Here is a 17244-nt window from a genome sequence, read left to right on the forward strand (position 1 = left end):
GGTCGCCCTCAGCCGGCCGGTGCGAGAATCAGGCCGCTGGTCGGCACCCCGGTTCCGGACGTGACCAGCACGTGTTCGACGTTGTCGACCTGGTTGTACGACGTGCCCCGCACCTGGCGCACCCCCTCGGTGATCCCGTTCATGCCGTGGATGTAGGCCTCGCCGAGCAGGCCACCGTTGGTGTTGATCGGGAAGTCCCCGCCCAGCGACAGCCGCTCGACGGTGGCGAAGTCCTTGGCCTCCCCGCGCCCGCAGAACCCGAGCTCCTCGAGCTGGGCGAACACGAACGGCGTGAAATGGTCGTAGATGAAGGCGGTTTGGATGTCCTGCGGCTTGAGGCCCGAGTCGCGCCACAGCTGCCGGCCCACCACGCCCATCTCGGGCAGCCCGGTGATCTCGTCGCGGTAATAGCTCGTCATCATCTCGCCGTTGTGGGCCGCGCCCTGAGCGGCCGCGGTGATGATGGCCGGCGGCTGCCGCAGGTCGCGGGCGCGCTCGGCGCTGGTGATGACCAGCGCGACGCCGCCGTCGCTCTCCTGGCAGCAATCCAGCAGGCGCAGCACGGGTTCGACGATCCAGCGCGAATTCTGGTGATCTTCCAACGTGATCGGGCGCTCGTAGAACCAGGCGTCGGGGTTGGTCGCGGCATGCTTGCGATCGACCACCGCGATCCTGCCGAAGTCGGAGTTGGTGACGCCGTACGTCGACATGTAGCGCTGGGCATGCACCGCGACCCAGGCCGCGGGAGTGAGCAGTCCGAACGGCGCGTAATGCGCCATGAACAACGGCGTTTCGGCCATGCTGCGGCCACTGCCGCCGAACCGGAAGCCGGACCGTTCGTTGAACGCACGCCAGCACACCACCACGTCGGCGACACCGGTGGCGACGGCCATCGCCGCATGCACGACGGTGCCTGCGGCCGCGCCGCCGCCGTGGTGCACGCGGGAGAAGAAGCTCAGGTCGCCGATGCCCACGTTGCGCGCGATGTCGATCTCGTCGCTGGAATCCATGGTGAACGTGACCATGCCGTCGACGTCACCGGGTGCCAGGCCGGCGTCGTCGAGTGCGGTGCTGACCGCCTCACACGCCAATTGCAGCTCGGTGCGCCCGGATTCCTTCGAGAACTCGGTCTGGCCGATCCCGACGATGGCCGCGGCGCCCGGCAGTGTCCGGCTCATGCCCGGGACCCGTCGAGCAGGCTGAGCACCGCGGTGCCGGACACGTGGTCACCCAGGCTGTTGGCGCCGGCGAAGGTCACCTCGACGAAGTTCTCACCGTCCGATCCTTCGGTCTTGCCGGTGACGCTGCCGGTGAACCGCAGTGGGTCGTCCGGAAAGCACGGCACGCCAAGGCGAATGGAGAGCTTCTTCACCATCGCCTCGGGCCCGGCCCAGTCGGTGAGGAAGCGCACGCAGTAGCCGTTGGTGGTCAGGATGTTCATGAACAGGTTGGGCGAGCCCTGCTGCTTGGCGTACTCGCGGTCGTGGTGCACCGGCATGAAGTCGCGGGTGGCGATCGCGCCGGCGACGATCATCGTTGTGGTGATCGGGATTTCCAGCGGCGTGACCTCGTCGCCCTCCGCGATGTTCTGCCATCGCAGGGTGCTGGTCCGGCCGGTGGTGGTCGTCATGCAGGTCCTTCCGAATAGGCTGCGCCGAGGTGGGCCAGCTGCGCCGAAGCCGGACCGAGGGTCAGCTCGTTGTGCTTGGCCCACAGGAAATAGCGGTGCAGGGGGTAGGTGACGTCGATGCCGATGCCGCCGTGGACGTGCTGGGCGGTGGCGGCCACGCGGGCGCCGGCCTCGGCGGCCCAGAATTTTGCGATGCGCGCGGCGCGGTCGGCGGGGCGCCCGTGTGCGATCAGCCAGGCCGCCTGCCAGGTGGTGCACCGGATCGCCTCGACGTCGATGAAGGCGTCGGCCATGCGTTGCTGCACCGCCTGGAAGCTGCCGATCGGGCGGCCGAATTGCTCACGGCCCGTGGTGTATTCGGCCGCAATTCGCAGCGCCCGTTCGGCGACACCGAGTTGGATCGCGCACAGCGCCACCAGGGCGCGGGCGTAGATTGCCTCGACCAGCCCGGCGCCGGTGATCACGTCCGCCGCGGAAACGGCTGCGCCGTCCAGGAATACGTCCGCGTGCGGCTCGCGGTTCGTGGTGGGCACCGGGCGTATTTCGACGCCGGCGGCGTCGGCGGCCAGCAGGAACAGGCCCACGTCGCCGTCGTCGAGGGCGGCGGGGATCAGCACCGTGTCGGCGAGTTGCGCGGCCGGCACCAACTCCTTGGCGCCGTCAAGGCGCCAGTTCGGGCCGTCGCGGCGGGCGGTGGTGACCGGGCGAGCGGGGTCCGAACGGCCGGGTTCGGCCAAGCCCGCTGTCAGGATGCGGGATCCGGTGACCACGCCCGGCAGGAACCGCTGCTGCTGTTCCTGGCTGCCGTGCTGGGCGATCGGGTCGGCGCCCAGCACCAGCGTGGCGTAGGCCGGTACCGGCGCGACGCAATAGCCGACCTCGGCCAGCAGCACCCCGAGCTCCACGAAGCCGCCGCCGTTGCCCCCCACCGACTCCGGCAGCGCGGTGCCCAGCAGGTCGGCGGCGGCCAGCTCTTCCCAGAGCGCGGCGTCGTGGCGGGTGTCGCCGGCCTCCAGCTCGGTCAACCGTTCCGGGGTGGCGCGGCGCTCGAACAGATCGCGGGCGAGCTTGGCGATCGTCTCCTGCTCTTCGGTGAACGAGAAGTCCATGACGGGCCTACCCGCTTGGCCGGAACTGGTGCAGCACCAGGTCTTCGGAGCCAGCACCGTCGAACGTTTGGTAGTAGACCTCGACCGGCATTCCGGGCCGCACGTCGGCCGGGTCGATGCCGGTCAGGTTGGACACCAGCCGCACCCCCTCCTCGAGTTCCACCAGCACGACGACGTAGGGGTACTCGAAGAACGGAAACTTCGGCTCGTGCGGCATCACGTAGCTGTACACGGTGCCGCGGCCCGACGACTCGATGGCCTCCCACTGAAGCGACCGGCAGTGCGGACACATCGGGCGGGGCGGATGACGCAGCTTGCCGCAGCCACCGCAGCGCTGGATCAGGAGTTTGTTGTCCCGCAACCCATTCCAGAAGAATTCGGTGTCGCCGGTGATCGCCGGAGCCAGACGCGTCGCCATCAGCCGGCCGGCCTGAAGCGCAGCACCCGGAATCGCTGGCGTCCCAACACCTCGTCGTTCTGGTCGGTGTAGGTGGTGAGCCAGGTCAGGAAGAATCCGGCGCCCAGCGCCGTCTGCTTCTCGTCGGAGACGGACTCGTAGACCGTCGTCGCGCTGATCACGTCGCCCAGCCTGGGGTACCGCTCGATCTCGAACTCCGAATTCGTGGCCACCGTGCTGGTGTAGCCGGCCTCATCGAGGAAAGACGTTGGATTGCTGTGGATCTCGACCGGCGCCCCGCCGCGCTCGCCGATTCCCTCCAGCTTCGGCGACGGCATGGTCCAGGTCTGCAGCATCACCGGCGGAGACACGATGCCGCCGAACCGCGACGACGCGGCGAACTCCGGATCGAGGTAGACGGGGTTCATGTCGGCCATCGCGTACGCCCAGTGCCGGATCATCGGCTGGTTCACCGGGTCGGGCGCCAGCGAGGGCTTTCCGGTGCCGCCGGTCGGCTGGCCGACGAGGGCCCGCACCTTGGCGCTGACGGTTTCTGAGTCGGTCACGACAGTCCTGTCCTCCTTGCTATTTCGCGGCCCGAAGGTCGCGCGGTGCCCGGGGCATGCCCAACCCGGCCATGGCGATGATGTCACGTTGAATCTCGTTGGCGCCGCCACCGAAGGTATTGATGACGGCCTGGCGGTAAGCGGATTCCAGCGCGCCGCGCAGCGGAGCCTCGGCGCCGCGCCGCACCCCGTTGCCGTCGAGCACCTCGAGCAGCTCCCGGGCGACCTGCTGCGTGAGCTCGGTGCCGAACACCTTGGCCGCCGACGCCTCGCCCATGCTGAGCATGCCCTTCGTCATCGCCGCGTTCACCCGCGAATTGACGAGCTTGTATGCGGCCACTTGGGTTTCGACCCGGGCCAGCGCCGATTGCACCCAGGGCTGGTCGATGACGCGGCCACCGTCGAGCTCGGTGCTGACGGCCCAGTCCAGCGTCTTCTCGAACAGCGGCTCGAGCGCGCCGAGATTGCCCAGGGCGGCGCGTTCGAAGTTCAGCTGCGTGGTGATCAGCTGCCAGCCCTGGTTCTCCGCGCCCACCAAAGCGCTGACCGGCACCCGCACGTCGTCGTAGAACGTGTAGAAGGTCGAGATGCCCGGCATGGTGTGCAGCGGCTGCCAGGAGAATCCGGGCGAGGAGGTCGGCACGATGAGGATGGAAATACCCTTGTGCTTCTTGGCATCCGGATCGGTGCGCACGGCCAGCCAGATGTAGTCGGCGTAGGCCGCGCCGCTGGTGAACATCTTCTGGCCGTTGATCACATACTCGTCACCGACGCGGACGGCCGTCGTGCGCACCGAGGCCAGGTCGCTGCCCGCGCCCGGTTCGGAGTAGCCGATGGCGAACTCGACGGTGCCGTCCAGGATCGCCGGCAAAAACCGCTGCTTCTGCTCGTCGGTGCCGTAGTGCATCAACGTCGGGCCGACGGTGTTGAGCGTCACCAGCGGGATGGGCGCGCTGACCCGGCGCGCCTCCTCGGCGAAGATGAACTGCTCGATGGCCGAGAATCCTTGTCCGCCATATTCTTTAGGCCATCCGACGCCCAGCAGGTTGGCCGCCGCCAGCGCGCGGACGCATTCGCGCACCGCGGGACCGCCCTCCATGTGCTCGCTGACCGCGGCGACGCGCTCCGGCGTCATCACAGTCTCCAGGGTCGCGCGGATCTCGGAGCGAAGCTTCTCTTGCTCCGGCGTGTATTCCAGGTCCATCGGCTCAGACCCCCATCCGCACCGGCATGCGTTTCACCCCGGGCACCATGGTCGCCCGCATCCGGGCCACCTCGCCCACCAGCTCGATGCGGGGAAACCGGCGCAGCAGCTCTTCGAAAAGCACCGTCGCCTCCAGTCGCGCCAATTGTGCTCCCACACAAGAATGTTCACCACAGCCGAAGGCGATGTGCGGGTTCGGGTGACGGGTCACGTCGAACTCCTCGGAGTCGGGGCCGAACACGTCCTCGTCCCGGTTGGCCGATCCGTAGAGCATCACCACCACCTCGCCTGCGCGGATCCGCTGACCGCGGATCTCGACGTCGGCCGTCGCGGTGCGGGCCATGTGTACCACGGGACTGTTCCACCGCAACATCTCCTCGACCGCGAGGGGGATGCGGGCGGGATCCTCGACGAGCAGGCGGTATTGGTCGGGATGCGCGATCAGCGCCAGCGTTCCCAGCGCGATGAGGTTGCGGGTGGTTTCGTTGCCGGCCACCAGCAGCAGGAAGGCGAAGTTGAGCAGGTCTTCGTCGGTCAACCGGTGTTCATCGATCTCGGCCTCGGCCAGGACCGAGAGCAAGTCGTCCCGCGGTTGCACGCGGCGGGCCGCGATCAGCTTCTGGAAGTACTCGTAGAGCTGACCGGCCGCCACCAGCGGGTCCAGCTCGATCTCCGGATCGGCCGTTCCGGTGGCCGCATCCGACCAGGCCCGGAACTGCTCCCAGTCGTCGGGTGGGGCGCCGATCAGTTGGGCGATCATTCGGGTGGGCAGAGGAGCGGCGATCTGTTCGGCGAACTCGTGCACGGAGCCGGGTTCGATGCCCTCGAGAATGCCGCGCACGATCTCGCGAATCGTCGGCTCGAGCACCGAAACACGCCGCCGGGTGAATCCGGAATTGATCAGCTTGCGCATCTGCCGATGCCGCGGCGGATCGGTGAAGATCAGGCTGCCCGGCTGCACCGGGTTGGGCAGCTGCGGATCGGGGATCATGATGCCCTGAGTCGAGGTGAACAGGGCCGGATTGCTCGACACGAACCGGATGTCCTCGTACTTCAACAGCGCCCAGAAGTTGGTGACGTCGTTCCAGCACACCGGCGCCGTCGCGCGCAGCTCCCGGTAGGCGGGATACGGGTTACCCGCGTAGAAGTCGGGGGAGTGCAGCGGGAAGCTAGGCGAGCGCAACGGCGGATGAGTCTGCACGGCAAACCCCTCTCGCAGGACACCCGATCCGACAGATTGATGCAATCTGTCTGCCGAATGTGTCTACTCCGCGCCGCCGCGTGCTGTCAATACGACACCAAAATATTGGAATAGCTCGGATTTCACGCGATTGATGATTGACGGGGGACACGCGGGGGTGTACACCAAGTGATCAGATGACCGGAGGAAGCAGCATGGCCGATTTGCCCGCTCTTGTCCAGACCTACCAGCTCTACATCGACGGCCAGTGGGTCGAGCCCCAGGACGGTCGCTACGACGACCTGTCCCCGTCCACCGAGGCCGTCATCGCCGCCGCACCCGACGCGAGCGTCGCGCAGGTCGGCGACGCGATCGCGGCCGCGCGCCGCGCCTTCGACAGCGGACCGTGGGGCACGATGTCCGCCGAGCAGCGCGCCGGGTGCCTGAACCAGCTGGGCGAGGCGCTGACCAAGCACGCCGACGACTTCTTCGCGCTGTCCCAGGCGGAGTGGGGCTGCATCGCCAACGAGCGCATGATGCAGATCGACGGAGCCGGGTTCATGTCCATGCACGCCGCCCAGCTCGCGACCCAGCTGGCCGACCAGGAGGTCGCCGGCATCAGCGCCGGCACCACGTTGCTCCGGCATGCGCCGCTGGGTGTCGTCTCGGTGTTGACGCCGTGGAACTTTCCGCACTGCCTGAACGTGATGAAACTGAATCATGCGCTGGCCGCGGGAAATACGGTCGTGCTCAAGCCCTCTCCGCTGACACCGCTGGCCGGGCTGGCGCTGGCGCGGCTCATCGACGAGCACACCGACATCCCGCCGGGGGTGGTCAATGTGGTCACCCCCGCAAGCGTCGAGGCGGCCAAGCTGCTGACCACCGATCCGCGCATCGACATGGTGAGCTTCACCGGCAGCTCGGTCGTCGGCCGCCAGGTGATGTCCGCCGCCGGGGATACGATGAAGCGAATCCTGCTGGAATTGGGCGGCAAGTCGGCCAGCATCGTCCTCGACGACGCGCAAGTCACCGACGAAATGCTGCAGCAGATGCTGTTCGAATCCTGTTCGCTGCACGCCGGACAGGCCTGCATCCTGCACAGCCGGCTGCTGTTGCCCGATTCGCTGCACGACGACATCGTCGATCGCCTTGCCGCGTTGGCCCGCGAGGTCAAGGTGGGCGACCCCACCGATCCCGACGTGCAGATGGGTCCGCTGATCAGCGCGGCGCAACGCGACCGGGTCGAGGCGCACATCGCCGGCGCGCGCAACGACGGGGCCAAGCTCGTGACCGGCGGCGGGCGCCCGGCCGGCCTGGACGTCGGCTACTACGTCGAACCGACGATCCTGTCCGGGGTGGAGCCGAATTCGACTATCGCGCAAGAGGAAGTGTTCGGTCCGGTGTTGACCGTACTGCGCTACCGCGACGACCACGAGGCCGTCGCCATCGCGAACAACTCGCAATACGGGCTCTCCGGTGCGGTGTGGGGTGACGACGTGGACCGCGCCGTCGGTGTGGCGCGCCGCATCCGCACCGGCCAGATCGCGGTCAACGGCGTCAGCCCGGGCGGCGCGCCGTTCGGCGGCTTCAAGCTCAGCGGGCTGGGCCGCGAGGGCGGCGGAATCGGCGGACTGCACCAGTACATGGAACCGATGGCCATCGGGGTTCCCGCGTGACCGGACCCCTTGCGGGGCTGCACGTCGTCGAAATCGCCAGTGAGATCTCGGGTCCCTACGCGGCAAAGCTTCTCGTCGACCTGGGCGCCGAGGTCATCAAGATCGAGCCGCCCACCGGAGACCCGCTGCGGCACTGGGGTCCGTTCGCCTCGGGCGTCGTCGACCCGGATCGCTCGGGCCTGTTCGAGTACCTGAACGCTGGCAAACACGCTGTCAGGCTTGATCTCTCGGTGACAGACAACCTCGAGGCCGCGCGCGCACTCATCGCCCAGGCGCACCTGCTGATCGACGATTCCGGACCCGGGACGCTAGAGGGGTGCGGGCTCGGGGTCGATGACCTGCAGCGGATCAACCCAAACCTGGTGTTACTACGCATTTCTGGGTTCGGCCAGTCCGGACCGTTCCGCCGCCGGCGGGCCACACCCCTGACCCTGCAGGCGGCATCGGGCTGGATCAGCTCCCGGGATCCCGAGCGCCCACCGGTACAGGTCGGAGCCCGCATCCCCGAGTACGTCGCCGGCGCCTACGGCGCGCTGGGCGCGCTGACCGCCCTGCGGTCGCGACCCGACGGCCGCGTCGCCGAAGTGGATGTCTCGCAGCTGGAATCGTTGCTGTCGACGTTGCCGTATCCGATGTTGATGGCGCAGCGGATGCGACGGCTCGGCCTGCCCGCCAACCTGCGGTCGGCGCCCATGCTGGGCGTCGTCCGAGCCGCCGACGGCTGGGTGGGCATCAACTGCCTGACGGGCCAGCACTGGCTCGACGTCTGCGCGATGCTCGGCCTGCCCGAGTTCGGCGAGCATCAGCTCGCGATCATGATGGGTGGCCAAGAGCGCGACGACTTCTTCGCCAAGGCCGAGCCGGTGCTGGCCGGCCAGACCGTCGCCGAGATCATGGAACTCGCTCAGGCGCTGCGGATTCCGGCGGCCCCGGTCAACGACGGCGCCACCGTGCTCGATTGCCCGCAATACGCCGAGCGGGGGTTTTTCGTCGACGCCGGGTCGTTTCGGTGTCCCGGACCGCCGTTCCGGTTCTCGAAAATCTCTGTGGCACAGCCAGTTTCCGCTCCGCTCGCACGAACGTCGCGAACCGCGAAGTGGGCGGGTGACAGCCGAGCGCTGCAGCGGTCGACGGGTCCGATGCCCTTCACCGGGCTGCGGGTGCTGGACCTGACCACGTTCTGGGCCGGCGCGTACCTGACGTGTTACCTCGGGGCGTTCGGCGCCGACATCGTCAAGGTCGAATCGATCCAGCGGCCCGACGGGCACCGTTATTCGGGGGCATTCGCCTACGAGGGCGACGACTGGTACGAGCGCAGCCCCATCTGGCAGGGCACGAACCTCAACAAGCGCGACCTCACGCTGGACCTGACGTCGCCGCGAGGCCTCGACCTGGCACGGCGGCTGGCCGCCGAGGCCGACGTCGTGGTGGAGAACTTCTCGCCGCGCGTCGTCGAAAACTTCGGTCTGGACTACGACTCGCTGAGCGCGCTGAACCCCGACGTGATCGTGGTGCGGATGCCCGGGTACGGCCTGCACGGCCCGTGGCGCGACTACGTTGGCTGGGCGCTGAACTTCGAGCAGACCTCCGGAATGTCGGCGGTCACCGGCTACCCCGACGGACCGCCGTGCAACCCGCAGGGCCCCGCCGATCCGATCGTCGGCGTGCACGCCGGGGTCGCGCTGCTGGCCGCGCTCGAACACCGCAACCGCACCGGAGCCGGGCAGCTCATCGAGGTAGCCCAGATCGAGGTCGCCGCCGCGGTCACCGCCGAACCGGTGATCGAGTACTCGATGAACGGTGTCGTGCGCCCGCGCGAGGGCAACCGCCGGCGCGGCTGCCTACAGGGCGTCTACCCGACCAACGAGGACGACGTGTGGGTGGCGCTGTCGGTGCCCGATCAGCCGATCGACCACGACGTCTTCGACGAGCTCGTCGCCGCCTGGACCCGCACGCAGACCGCCGCGGCGATCGTCGAAACCCTTCAGGCACAGGGGATCGCGGCCGAGCGGGTGATCACCGGAGACCAGATGTATGACCCGGAATTCATCGGGGCCCAGCTCGACGCGCGCGGCTACTACCAGGAGCTGGAACACCGGATCACCGGGCCGCACCGCTACCCCGGCTGGCCCTTTCGCATCACGCCCGGACCGCGGCATCACCACCGCACCGCCCCGCCGACGCTCGGCCAGCACAACGACGAGGTGCTGCGTGAGCTTGGGCTGTCCGCGGCGGAGGTGGCGGACCTGCGCGACCGAAGGGTGATCGGCGAGCGGGTGCTCAACGCCTAGCCGCCAGCAACGCGCGGCCACCCTTTGGTGAACCGTGCCTGACGTGCCAAGCTGCTCGACATGGTCATCGAGATCGCCCGCCCCAAACTCGAAGGAAACGTCGCCGTCGGCGAGGACCGCCAGATCGGCTTCGCCGAGTTCGGCGATCCGCAGGGCCGGGCCGTCTTCTGGCTGCACGGCACCCCCGGCGCCCGCCGCCAGATTCCCACCGAAGCCCGCCTGTACGCCGAGAACCACAAGATCAGGCTGATCGGGCTGGACCGCCCCGGGATCGGCTCGTCGACCCCCCACCGCTACGAGAACATCCGGGCCTTCGCCGAGGACCTGCGGACCATCGCGGACACGCTCGGCATCGACAAGATGGCCGTCATCGGCCTGTCCGGTGGCGGTCCGTATGCACTCGCGTCGGCCGCGGTGCTTTCCGATCGGGTGGTCGCGGCCGGCGTCCTCGGCGGCGTCGCGCCATTCATCGGCGACGAAGGCATCACCAGCGGCCTGATGAACCTGGGCAAACGGGTGGCGCCCCTCTTGCAGCTGGGCGGTGACCCGCTGCGGATCGGCGCGAGCCTCATGGTCCGGGCCATCCGACCCGTCGCGAGCACCGCGCTGTACCTCTATGCCGCGGTGTCGCCCGAAGCCGACCGGCGCCTGCTCACCCGGCCCGAGTTCGGGGCCATGTTTCTCGACGACCTGCTCAACGGCAGCCGCAAGCAGCTGGCGGCCCCCTTCAACGACATCATCCTGTTCACCCGGGACTGGGGATTCCGGCTCGACGAGGTCAAGGTCCCGGTGCGCTGGTGGCACGGCGACAGCGACCACATCGTCCCGTTCGCCCACGGCCAGCACGTGGTTTCGTTGCTGCCCGACTGCGAGCTGTTCGTGCTGCCCGGCGAAAGCCACCTCGCCGGGCTGGGCCGCGGCGAGGAGATCCTGTCCACCCTGATGAAGATCTGGGACGAGAAGGGCTGACCTTCTCCGGGTAGCCTGCTCACGTGCTGCTGGCGTCGCTTAACCCCTCGGCCCTGACCGCCACCGATGTCGCCGACGCGGTGCGCATCGATGGCACCGTGCTCAGTCGCAGCGACCTGGCCGGCGCCGCGACGTCGGTGGCCGAACGGGTGGGCGGGGCGGGCCGCGTCGCCATCCTGGCCGCCCCGACCGCCGCGACGGTGCTGGCCGTCACCGGATGCCTGATCGCCGGGGTGCCCTTCGTCCCGGTACCCGCCGACGTCGGCGCCGCCGAACGCCGGCACATGCTGACCGATTCCGGAGTACAAGCCTGGCTCGGGCCGATGCCCGACGAACCGGAGGGGCTGCCGCACATCCCGGTCCGGTTGCACGCCCGCTCCTGGCACCGGTACGTCGAGCCGTCGCCCGACGCCACCGCGATGATCATCTACACCTCGGGGACCACCGGGCTGCCCAAAGGCGTGGTGCTGAGCCGACGGGCGATCGCGGCCGACCTCGACGCCCTCGCGGAAGCCTGGCAGTGGACGGCCGACGACGTCTTGGTGCACGGCTTGCCGCTCTTTCACGTGCACGGCCTGGTGCTGGGCCTGCTCGGCTCGCTGCGGATCGGGAATCGCTTCATCCACACCGGCAAGCCGACGCCGGCGGGCTACGCGCAGGCCGGGACCGACCACGGCGGCACGCTGTTTTTCGGGGTGCCCACGGTGTGGTCGCGGGTGGTGGACGATGAAGCGGCCGCCCGGGCGCTGCGCCCGGCGCGGCTGCTGGTGTCCGGCAGCGCACCGCTGCCGGTTCCGGTGTTCGACCGGCTGGCCGGGCTCACCGGGCACCAGCCCCTGGAACGCTATGGCGCGTCGGAATCGCTGATCACGCTGTCCACCCGGGCCGACGGCGAGCGGCGCCCGGGGTGGGTGGGCCTGCCGCTGAGCGGCGTGCAGACCCGGGTGCTCGACGACGACGGCGCGCTGGTGCCGCACGACGGCGAGACCGTCGGGAAACTGCACGTGCGCGGGCCGATGATGTTCGACGGCTACCTCAACCGGCCGGACGCCACCGCCGACGCGTTCGACACCGACGGCTGGTACCGCACAGGCGACGTCGCGGTGATCGACGCCGACGGGGTGCACCGCATCGTCGGTCGCGAGTCGGTCGACCTGATCAAGTCCGGCGGTTACCGCATCGGCGCGGGCGAGATCGAAACGGTGCTGCGCGGGCATCCGGGCGTCCAGGAGGCGGCCGTCGTCGGGATGCCCGATCCGGACCTGGGTCAGCGCATCGTCGCGTTCGTCGTCGGATCCGCCGACGGCGACGCACTGATCGACTATGTCGCCCAGCAGCTTTCGGTGCACAAGCGGCCGCGCGAGGTGCGCATCGTGGACGCGCTGCCGCGCAACGCCATGGGCAAGGTGCTCAAAAAGCAGCTGCTGACCGACGGCTGAGCCCGCCGCTCAACCGGGTAGCACCTGGTCAGCCGGGCGCCAAGACACGCAGCAATTTGCCAGCTGCGGCGCCGGGCGTGGCCGCGAAGCTTCACCTACCGTCGTAACCGTGCATCGATGTAACCGGACGGCGAACGGCCGCCATGGGTGACCCCGCTCGACCCGTGGGCGCCGCCGCCCCTACCCCCATGCGGCGGATCGCGATGGCCTGCCTGGTGGGCTCGGCGATCGAGTTCTACGACTTCCTGATCTACGGGACCGCGGCGGCGCTGGTGTTTCCCGCGGTCTTCTTTCCGCACCTGGGCCCGACGGTGGCCACCGTCGCCTCGATGGCGACGTTTGCGACGGCGTTCCTGTCCCGCCCGCTGGGGGCGGCCGTCTTCGGCTACTTCGGCGACCGGCTGGGCCGCAAGAAGACGCTCGTCGCCACGCTGCTGATCATGGGCGCATCGACGGTCAGCGTGGGCCTGGTCCCCGACACGGCGTCGATCGGGATCGCGGCGCCGTTGATCCTCATCGTTCTGCGGCTGCTGCAAGGCTTCGCCGTCGGCGGCGAGTGGGCCGGATCCGTCCTGCTCAGCGCCGAGTACGCGCCGCCCGGCAAACGCGGCTGGTACGGCATGTTCACCTCGCTGGGCGGCGGCACCGCGGGCATACTCGCCAGCCTGACCTTCCTCGCCGTCAGCCTCACCGTCGGCGAGAGAAGCCCCGCGTTCCTGGAATGGGGATGGCGGGTGCCCTTCCTGATCAGCAGCGGGCTGATCGCCATTGCCCTCTATGTGCGGCTCAACATCGACGAGACCCCGCTGTTCGTGGAGGAGAAGGCCCGCAACCAGGTGCCCAAAGCGCCGCTGGCGGAGCTGGTGCGATTCCAGCGGCGGGAGATCGTGCTGGTCGCGGGCTGCTTCCTGGGCGGCATGGGCTTCGTCTACCTGGGCAACACCTTCCTGGTCATGTACGCGCACTCCCACCTGGGCTACTCGCGCAGCTTCATCTGGGGCGTCGGCGCCCTGGGCGGGCTGACCAGCATCGCGTTCGTCTCGTTCGGGGCATGGCTTTCCGACCGCGTCGGGCGTCGCCGGGTGATGCTGTGGGGGCTGGCGGCGTGCCTGCCGTGGGCGTTCGTGGTCATCCCGCTGATGGACACCGGCAGCCCGGTCCTGTACGCGGTCGCCATCCTGGGCATGTTCGCCTGCGCGGCGGTGGCCAACGGCCCCACCGGGGCCTTCGTTCCCGAACTGTTCGCCACGCGCTACCGCTACAGCGGCGCGGCGGTGGCGATGAACCTGGCCGGCATCCTGGGCGCCGCGGCGCCACCGCTGCTGGCGGGCACGTTGCTGGCGACCTACGGCAGCTGGGCGATCGGGCTCATGATGGCGACCCTCGTGGTGGCCAGTTTCGTATCCGTCTGGCTGCTGCCCGAAACCAGGGGGACCGCGCTGCGGACCGTCGCCGTCGACGAGCGGGTCCCCGCCGACCTATAGCGCACCCTCAGTTGGCGTGCAGGTCCTCGTTGAGGGCGATGCCCTGCCCGCCGCGGGCCACCACTTCCACCGCCCCGCTCACCGAATTGCGGCGGAACAACAGGTTGTTGCCGCCGGACAGCTCCAGGGCCTTCAGCGTCTTGCCTTCGGGCGTAATGACTTTGGTGCCCGCGGTGACATACAGGCCCGCCTCGACGACGCAGTCGTCGCCCAGTGAGATGCCCAGGCCCGCGTTGGCGCCGAGCAGGCAGCGCTTGCCGATCGAAATCACCTCGGTGCCACCGCCGGACAGTGTGCCCATGATCGACGCGCCACCGCCGATGTCGGAGCCGTCGTCGACCACCACGCCGGCGGAGATGCGCCCCTCCACCATCGACGCCCCCAGCGTGCCGGCGTTGTAGTTGACGAAGCCCTCGTGCATCACCGTCGTGCCCGGGGCCAGGTGGGCGCCCAGGCGCACCCGGTCGGCGTCGGCGATGCGCACCCCGGTCGGCAGGACGTAATCGACCATGCGGGGGAACTTGTCGACGCCGTAAACCGTCACCGGTCCGTGGCGCCGCAGCCGGGCCCGGACGACCTCGAAGCCCTCGATGGCGCACGGTCCGCGGTTAGTCCAAACGACATTGGTCAATACCCCGAATAAGCCGCCGGCGTTCAGCCCATGCGGCGCCACCAGCCGGTGCGAGAGTAGATGCAATCGCAGGTAGGCGTCGTAGGCGTCGGCGGCCACGTCGTCCAGTGAGCCGATGACCGTGCGTACGGCGACGGTCTCGGTGCCGCGGTCGTCGTCGCGACCGATCAGCGCGGTCAGCTCCGGGGGCACGTCGGACAGCGCCAGCCGCGACGTCGCGCTGGTGCCCGATTCGGTCAGTTCCGGTGCGGGAAACCACGTGTCGAGGATCGATCCGTCGGCGGCCAGCGTCGCCAGCCCGATACCTGCAGCTCTAGTCACGGCGGTCAGGTTACTTGCCGGGTCCGGTCCGAATCCGCGCGCCCTGCGGGCGAACGCGAAGGGCAAGCGGGGGTGCCATCGGCCAAGCATGCCTCGCAGCATCCAAAGACCAACGCGGGCAACATAATTCGGTCCACCAGGCCAGCGGTACGGGTTGGCGGACGTTCGGCTTGGCCAGTCCTAGCAGGTCAAGGCGTGAATTTCACCGTTTCGGGTACGCAGCTTCCGGGGGTCCGGGGGTTGTTTTCCGGCCTCGTCGCAGATCCCTTGGTCGCCGGTCCGTTGTGGCCGCCCGATTGCCCGAGGAGAAGAACATGTCCTTTGTCACCACACGGCCCGAGGCGCTGCTGTTCGCGGCGAGCACCCTCGAAGGCCTCGGCTCTTCGATGGCCGCCCAGGACGCCGCAGCCGCGGCGCCCACGACGAGCATCGCTCCCGCGGCCGCCGACGAGGTGTCCGCGTTGCAGGCCGCGCAATTCTCGGCCTACGGTGCCTGGTATCAGCAGGTCAGCGGCCAGGCGCGCGCGATTCACCAGAGCCTGGTGAACAACCTGAACAGCAACGCCGGTTCGTACGGAACGACGGAAGCCGCGAACCAGGTAAGCACCAGCGCCACGGCGCTGCAGCAGTTTGCACCGGCCGCCGCAGCCGCCGACCCACCACCCGGGGACACCTCCCTCGGCACCACCATCGAGTGGACTCAGAACGTCGGCGCCGCCGCGTCGGACTTCATCACCTTGGGCGAGGGACAATTCGCGCCCGTCCCCGGCGCGTCCGGGATCCCGAATTTCGTGCCCCCGGGTCTCAGCTCAGCGACTGCGAGTGTTTCCGCGGCGCCGGCCCCCGCGGTCGTCGGTGCGGCGCCCATGCTGGCGAGCATGGGCCGAGGGCCCTCGATCGGCGCATTGTCGGTGCCACCCAGTTGGGCGGCAAGCGGTGTGCCCGCGGTGAATCCCACCGCAGCGACGCTGACGGGGGCGGGCTTCACCAGCGCCGTACCCCACAACGCGGCGATAACCACCATCCCGGGTGGCGTGCCGTCGATGGCCACCACCGGGCGCGGGGGCTACGGCCTGGGCGCGCCCCGCTACGGCGTCAAGCCCGTCGTGATGCCCACACCCACCGTCTAAACACCCACTGAGAACAGGAGCAACACAATGACTTTCGACTTCGGAGCACTGCCCCCAGAGGTCAACTCCCTACGCATGTACACCGGCGCCGGCGCCGCACCGATGATGGCGGCCGCGGCGGCCTTCAGCGCCCTGGCCGACGAACTGAGTACGACCGCCGCCGCCAGCCAGTCGGCGATTTCGAATCTGACCGGCGAGGAGTGGATAGGTCCGTCCTCGGTCGCGATGGCCACCGCCGCCGAGCCGTACGTGATGTGGATGCACACCACCGCGGCCCAGTTGCAACAGGCGGCCTCCCAGGCCATGGCGTCGGCCGCCGCCTACGAGGCGGCCTTCGCTATGACCGTGCCGCCGCCACTGGTCGCGGCCAACCGGGCCCAGCTCGCGGCGCTGGTCGCGACCAACGTGCTGGGCCAGAACACCGCGGCCATCGCCGCCACCGAGGCGCAGTACGGCGAGATGTGGGCCCAGGACGCCGCCGCGATGTATGGCTACGCCGCGTCATCCGCCGCCGCGGCGCGGCTGAGCCCGTTGACGTCACCGGCGCCCACCAACAGCCCGGGCGGGTTGGGCGTGCAGACTGCGGCCACGGCCGCGCAGACGAGTGGGTTGCGCGGGGTCGTCTCCAACGTGCCCAACGCCGTGCAGTCGTTCGCCGCGCCGGCCGCACTGCCGGACCCGCCGGGCCTGAGCACGCTGGACAGCGTGCTGGGCGACCCGGTGGTGAACCAGACCGGCAACGCCGTTTTCGACGTGGGGTCGTGGAACCTGTTCAACACCATCGTGTCCAACATCCTCTACAACCACACCCTCGACACGGCCGCGTCCGCTGGCGTCGCCGGCGATGTGCAAGGCGCCGTCGGCGGTGGCGCCCTGGTGAGCGCGGCTGCCCCGGTCAGCACCGCGGGCGTGGGTGCCGGACCGGTGCTGGCGAGCGTGGGCTCGGCGTCCCCGGTCGGCGGATTGTCGACGCCCGCCGCGTGGTCGGCGGCGACCCCCCGGGTCCCTGCCCCGACCGTCGCGGGCACGGGGTGGACCGCGCCAACCGAGGACGCGCACACCACGTGGGCGTCCGGCATGCCCGCGGTCGCCTCGGCGGGGCGGGGCGGCGGCTATGGCATGGGGCCGCGCTACGGCGTCAAACCGAAGGTGATGCCCACGCGGTTACTCGTCTAGCTCGCGCGGCTCACCGCGGTCGGTGACTCGCTATCGTTGGA

General features: G+C 69.3%; 15 protein-coding genes. 7 read left to right on the forward strand and 8 right to left on the reverse strand.

Annotated elements, in window-relative coordinates; translation table 11 throughout:
* Positions 1-8 precede the first annotated feature (8 nt).
* From MTY59_RS15690 to MTY59_RS15720, 7 genes are read right to left on the reverse strand one after another with little or no spacing between them, the layout of a single operon-like run.
* Positions 9-1178, reverse strand: a complete 1170-nt coding sequence (locus MTY59_RS15690; protein WP_221041965.1) for a lipid-transfer protein — start codon at positions 1176-1178, stop codon at positions 9-11.
* A complete protein-coding gene (locus MTY59_RS15695) occupies positions 1175-1630 on the reverse strand; it encodes a MaoC family dehydratase (protein WP_221041966.1) in 456 nt (151 codons plus the stop codon). Before MTY59_RS15695 ends, MTY59_RS15690 begins: the two co-directional genes overlap by 4 nt.
* Positions 1627-2739, reverse strand: a complete 1113-nt coding sequence (locus MTY59_RS15700; RefSeq protein WP_221041967.1) for an acyl-CoA dehydrogenase family protein — start codon at positions 2737-2739, stop codon at positions 1627-1629. Before MTY59_RS15700 ends, MTY59_RS15695 begins: the two co-directional genes overlap by 4 nt.
* 7 nt (positions 2740-2746) lie before the next feature.
* A complete protein-coding gene (locus tag MTY59_RS15705; protein ID WP_221041968.1) occupies positions 2747-3157 on the reverse strand; it encodes a Zn-ribbon domain-containing OB-fold protein in 411 nt (136 codons plus the stop codon).
* Positions 3157-3702 carry an FAS1-like dehydratase domain-containing protein gene (locus tag MTY59_RS15710; RefSeq protein ID WP_221041969.1) on the reverse strand — a complete coding sequence of 182 codons (546 nt, stop codon included), beginning with the start codon at positions 3700-3702 and terminating at the stop codon, positions 3157-3159. The genes MTY59_RS15705 and MTY59_RS15710 overlap by 1 nt, the downstream gene beginning before the upstream one ends.
* Before the next feature lie 19 nt (positions 3703-3721).
* Entirely contained in the window at positions 3722-4906 is a 1185-nt protein-coding gene (locus MTY59_RS15715; RefSeq protein WP_221041970.1) for an acyl-CoA dehydrogenase family protein, read from the reverse strand.
* 4 nt (positions 4907-4910) lie between these two features.
* Positions 4911-6107, reverse strand: coding sequence for a cytochrome P450 (locus MTY59_RS15720; protein ID WP_221041971.1), 1197 nt, complete (start codon positions 6105-6107; stop codon positions 4911-4913).
* A gap of 194 nt (positions 6108-6301) precedes the next feature.
* Here MTY59_RS15720 and MTY59_RS15725 point away from each other — a divergent pair, with 194 nt between their 5' ends.
* The 5 genes from MTY59_RS15725 (at position 6302) to MTY59_RS15745 (ending at position 13945) form a co-directional block, all read left to right on the forward strand.
* Positions 6302-7762 (forward strand): aldehyde dehydrogenase family protein, encoded by a 1461-nt coding sequence (locus tag MTY59_RS15725; protein WP_221041972.1) that lies wholly within the window; start codon positions 6302-6304, stop codon positions 7760-7762.
* A complete protein-coding gene (locus MTY59_RS15730; RefSeq protein WP_221041973.1) occupies positions 7759-10053 on the forward strand; it encodes a CaiB/BaiF CoA transferase family protein in 2295 nt (764 codons plus the stop codon). The genes MTY59_RS15725 and MTY59_RS15730 overlap by 4 nt, the downstream gene beginning before the upstream one ends.
* A 60-nt stretch (positions 10054-10113) precedes the next feature.
* Positions 10114-11022 carry an alpha/beta fold hydrolase gene (locus MTY59_RS15735; protein ID WP_221041974.1) on the forward strand — a complete coding sequence of 303 codons (909 nt, stop codon included), beginning with the start codon at positions 10114-10116 and terminating at the stop codon, positions 11020-11022.
* Positions 11023-11045: 23 nt separating this feature from the next.
* Positions 11046-12461 carry an acyl-CoA synthetase gene (locus MTY59_RS15740; RefSeq protein WP_221041975.1) on the forward strand — a complete coding sequence of 472 codons (1416 nt, stop codon included), beginning with the start codon at positions 11046-11048 and terminating at the stop codon, positions 12459-12461.
* A 188-nt stretch (positions 12462-12649) separates the two neighbouring features.
* The gene (locus MTY59_RS15745) at positions 12650-13945 is read left to right on the forward strand and encodes an MFS transporter (protein ID WP_221046466.1); all 1296 of its coding nucleotides are present in this window, start codon (positions 12650-12652) and stop codon (positions 13943-13945) included.
* A gap of 7 nt (positions 13946-13952) precedes the next feature.
* Here MTY59_RS15745 and dapD read toward each other — a convergent pair whose 3' ends face one another.
* Positions 13953-14906, reverse strand: a complete 954-nt coding sequence (dapD, locus tag MTY59_RS15750; RefSeq protein WP_221046467.1) for a 2,3,4,5-tetrahydropyridine-2,6-dicarboxylate N-succinyltransferase — start codon at positions 14904-14906, stop codon at positions 13953-13955.
* Positions 14907-15211: 305 nt separating this feature from the next.
* Between dapD and MTY59_RS27705 the strand changes: the two genes are divergently transcribed.
* Positions 15212-16027, forward strand: coding sequence for a PPE family protein, SVP subgroup (locus MTY59_RS27705; protein ID WP_221041976.1), 816 nt, complete (start codon positions 15212-15214; stop codon positions 16025-16027).
* Between the two features lie 27 nt (positions 16028-16054).
* Positions 16055-17203, forward strand: a complete 1149-nt coding sequence (locus MTY59_RS15760; protein WP_221041977.1) for a PPE family protein — start codon at positions 16055-16057, stop codon at positions 17201-17203.
* The last annotated feature ends 41 nt before the right edge of the window (positions 17204-17244 follow it).

It is taken from the genome of Mycobacterium senriense, from assembly GCF_019668465.1.
Lineage (GTDB): Bacteria > Actinomycetota > Actinomycetes > Mycobacteriales > Mycobacteriaceae > Mycobacterium > Mycobacterium senriense.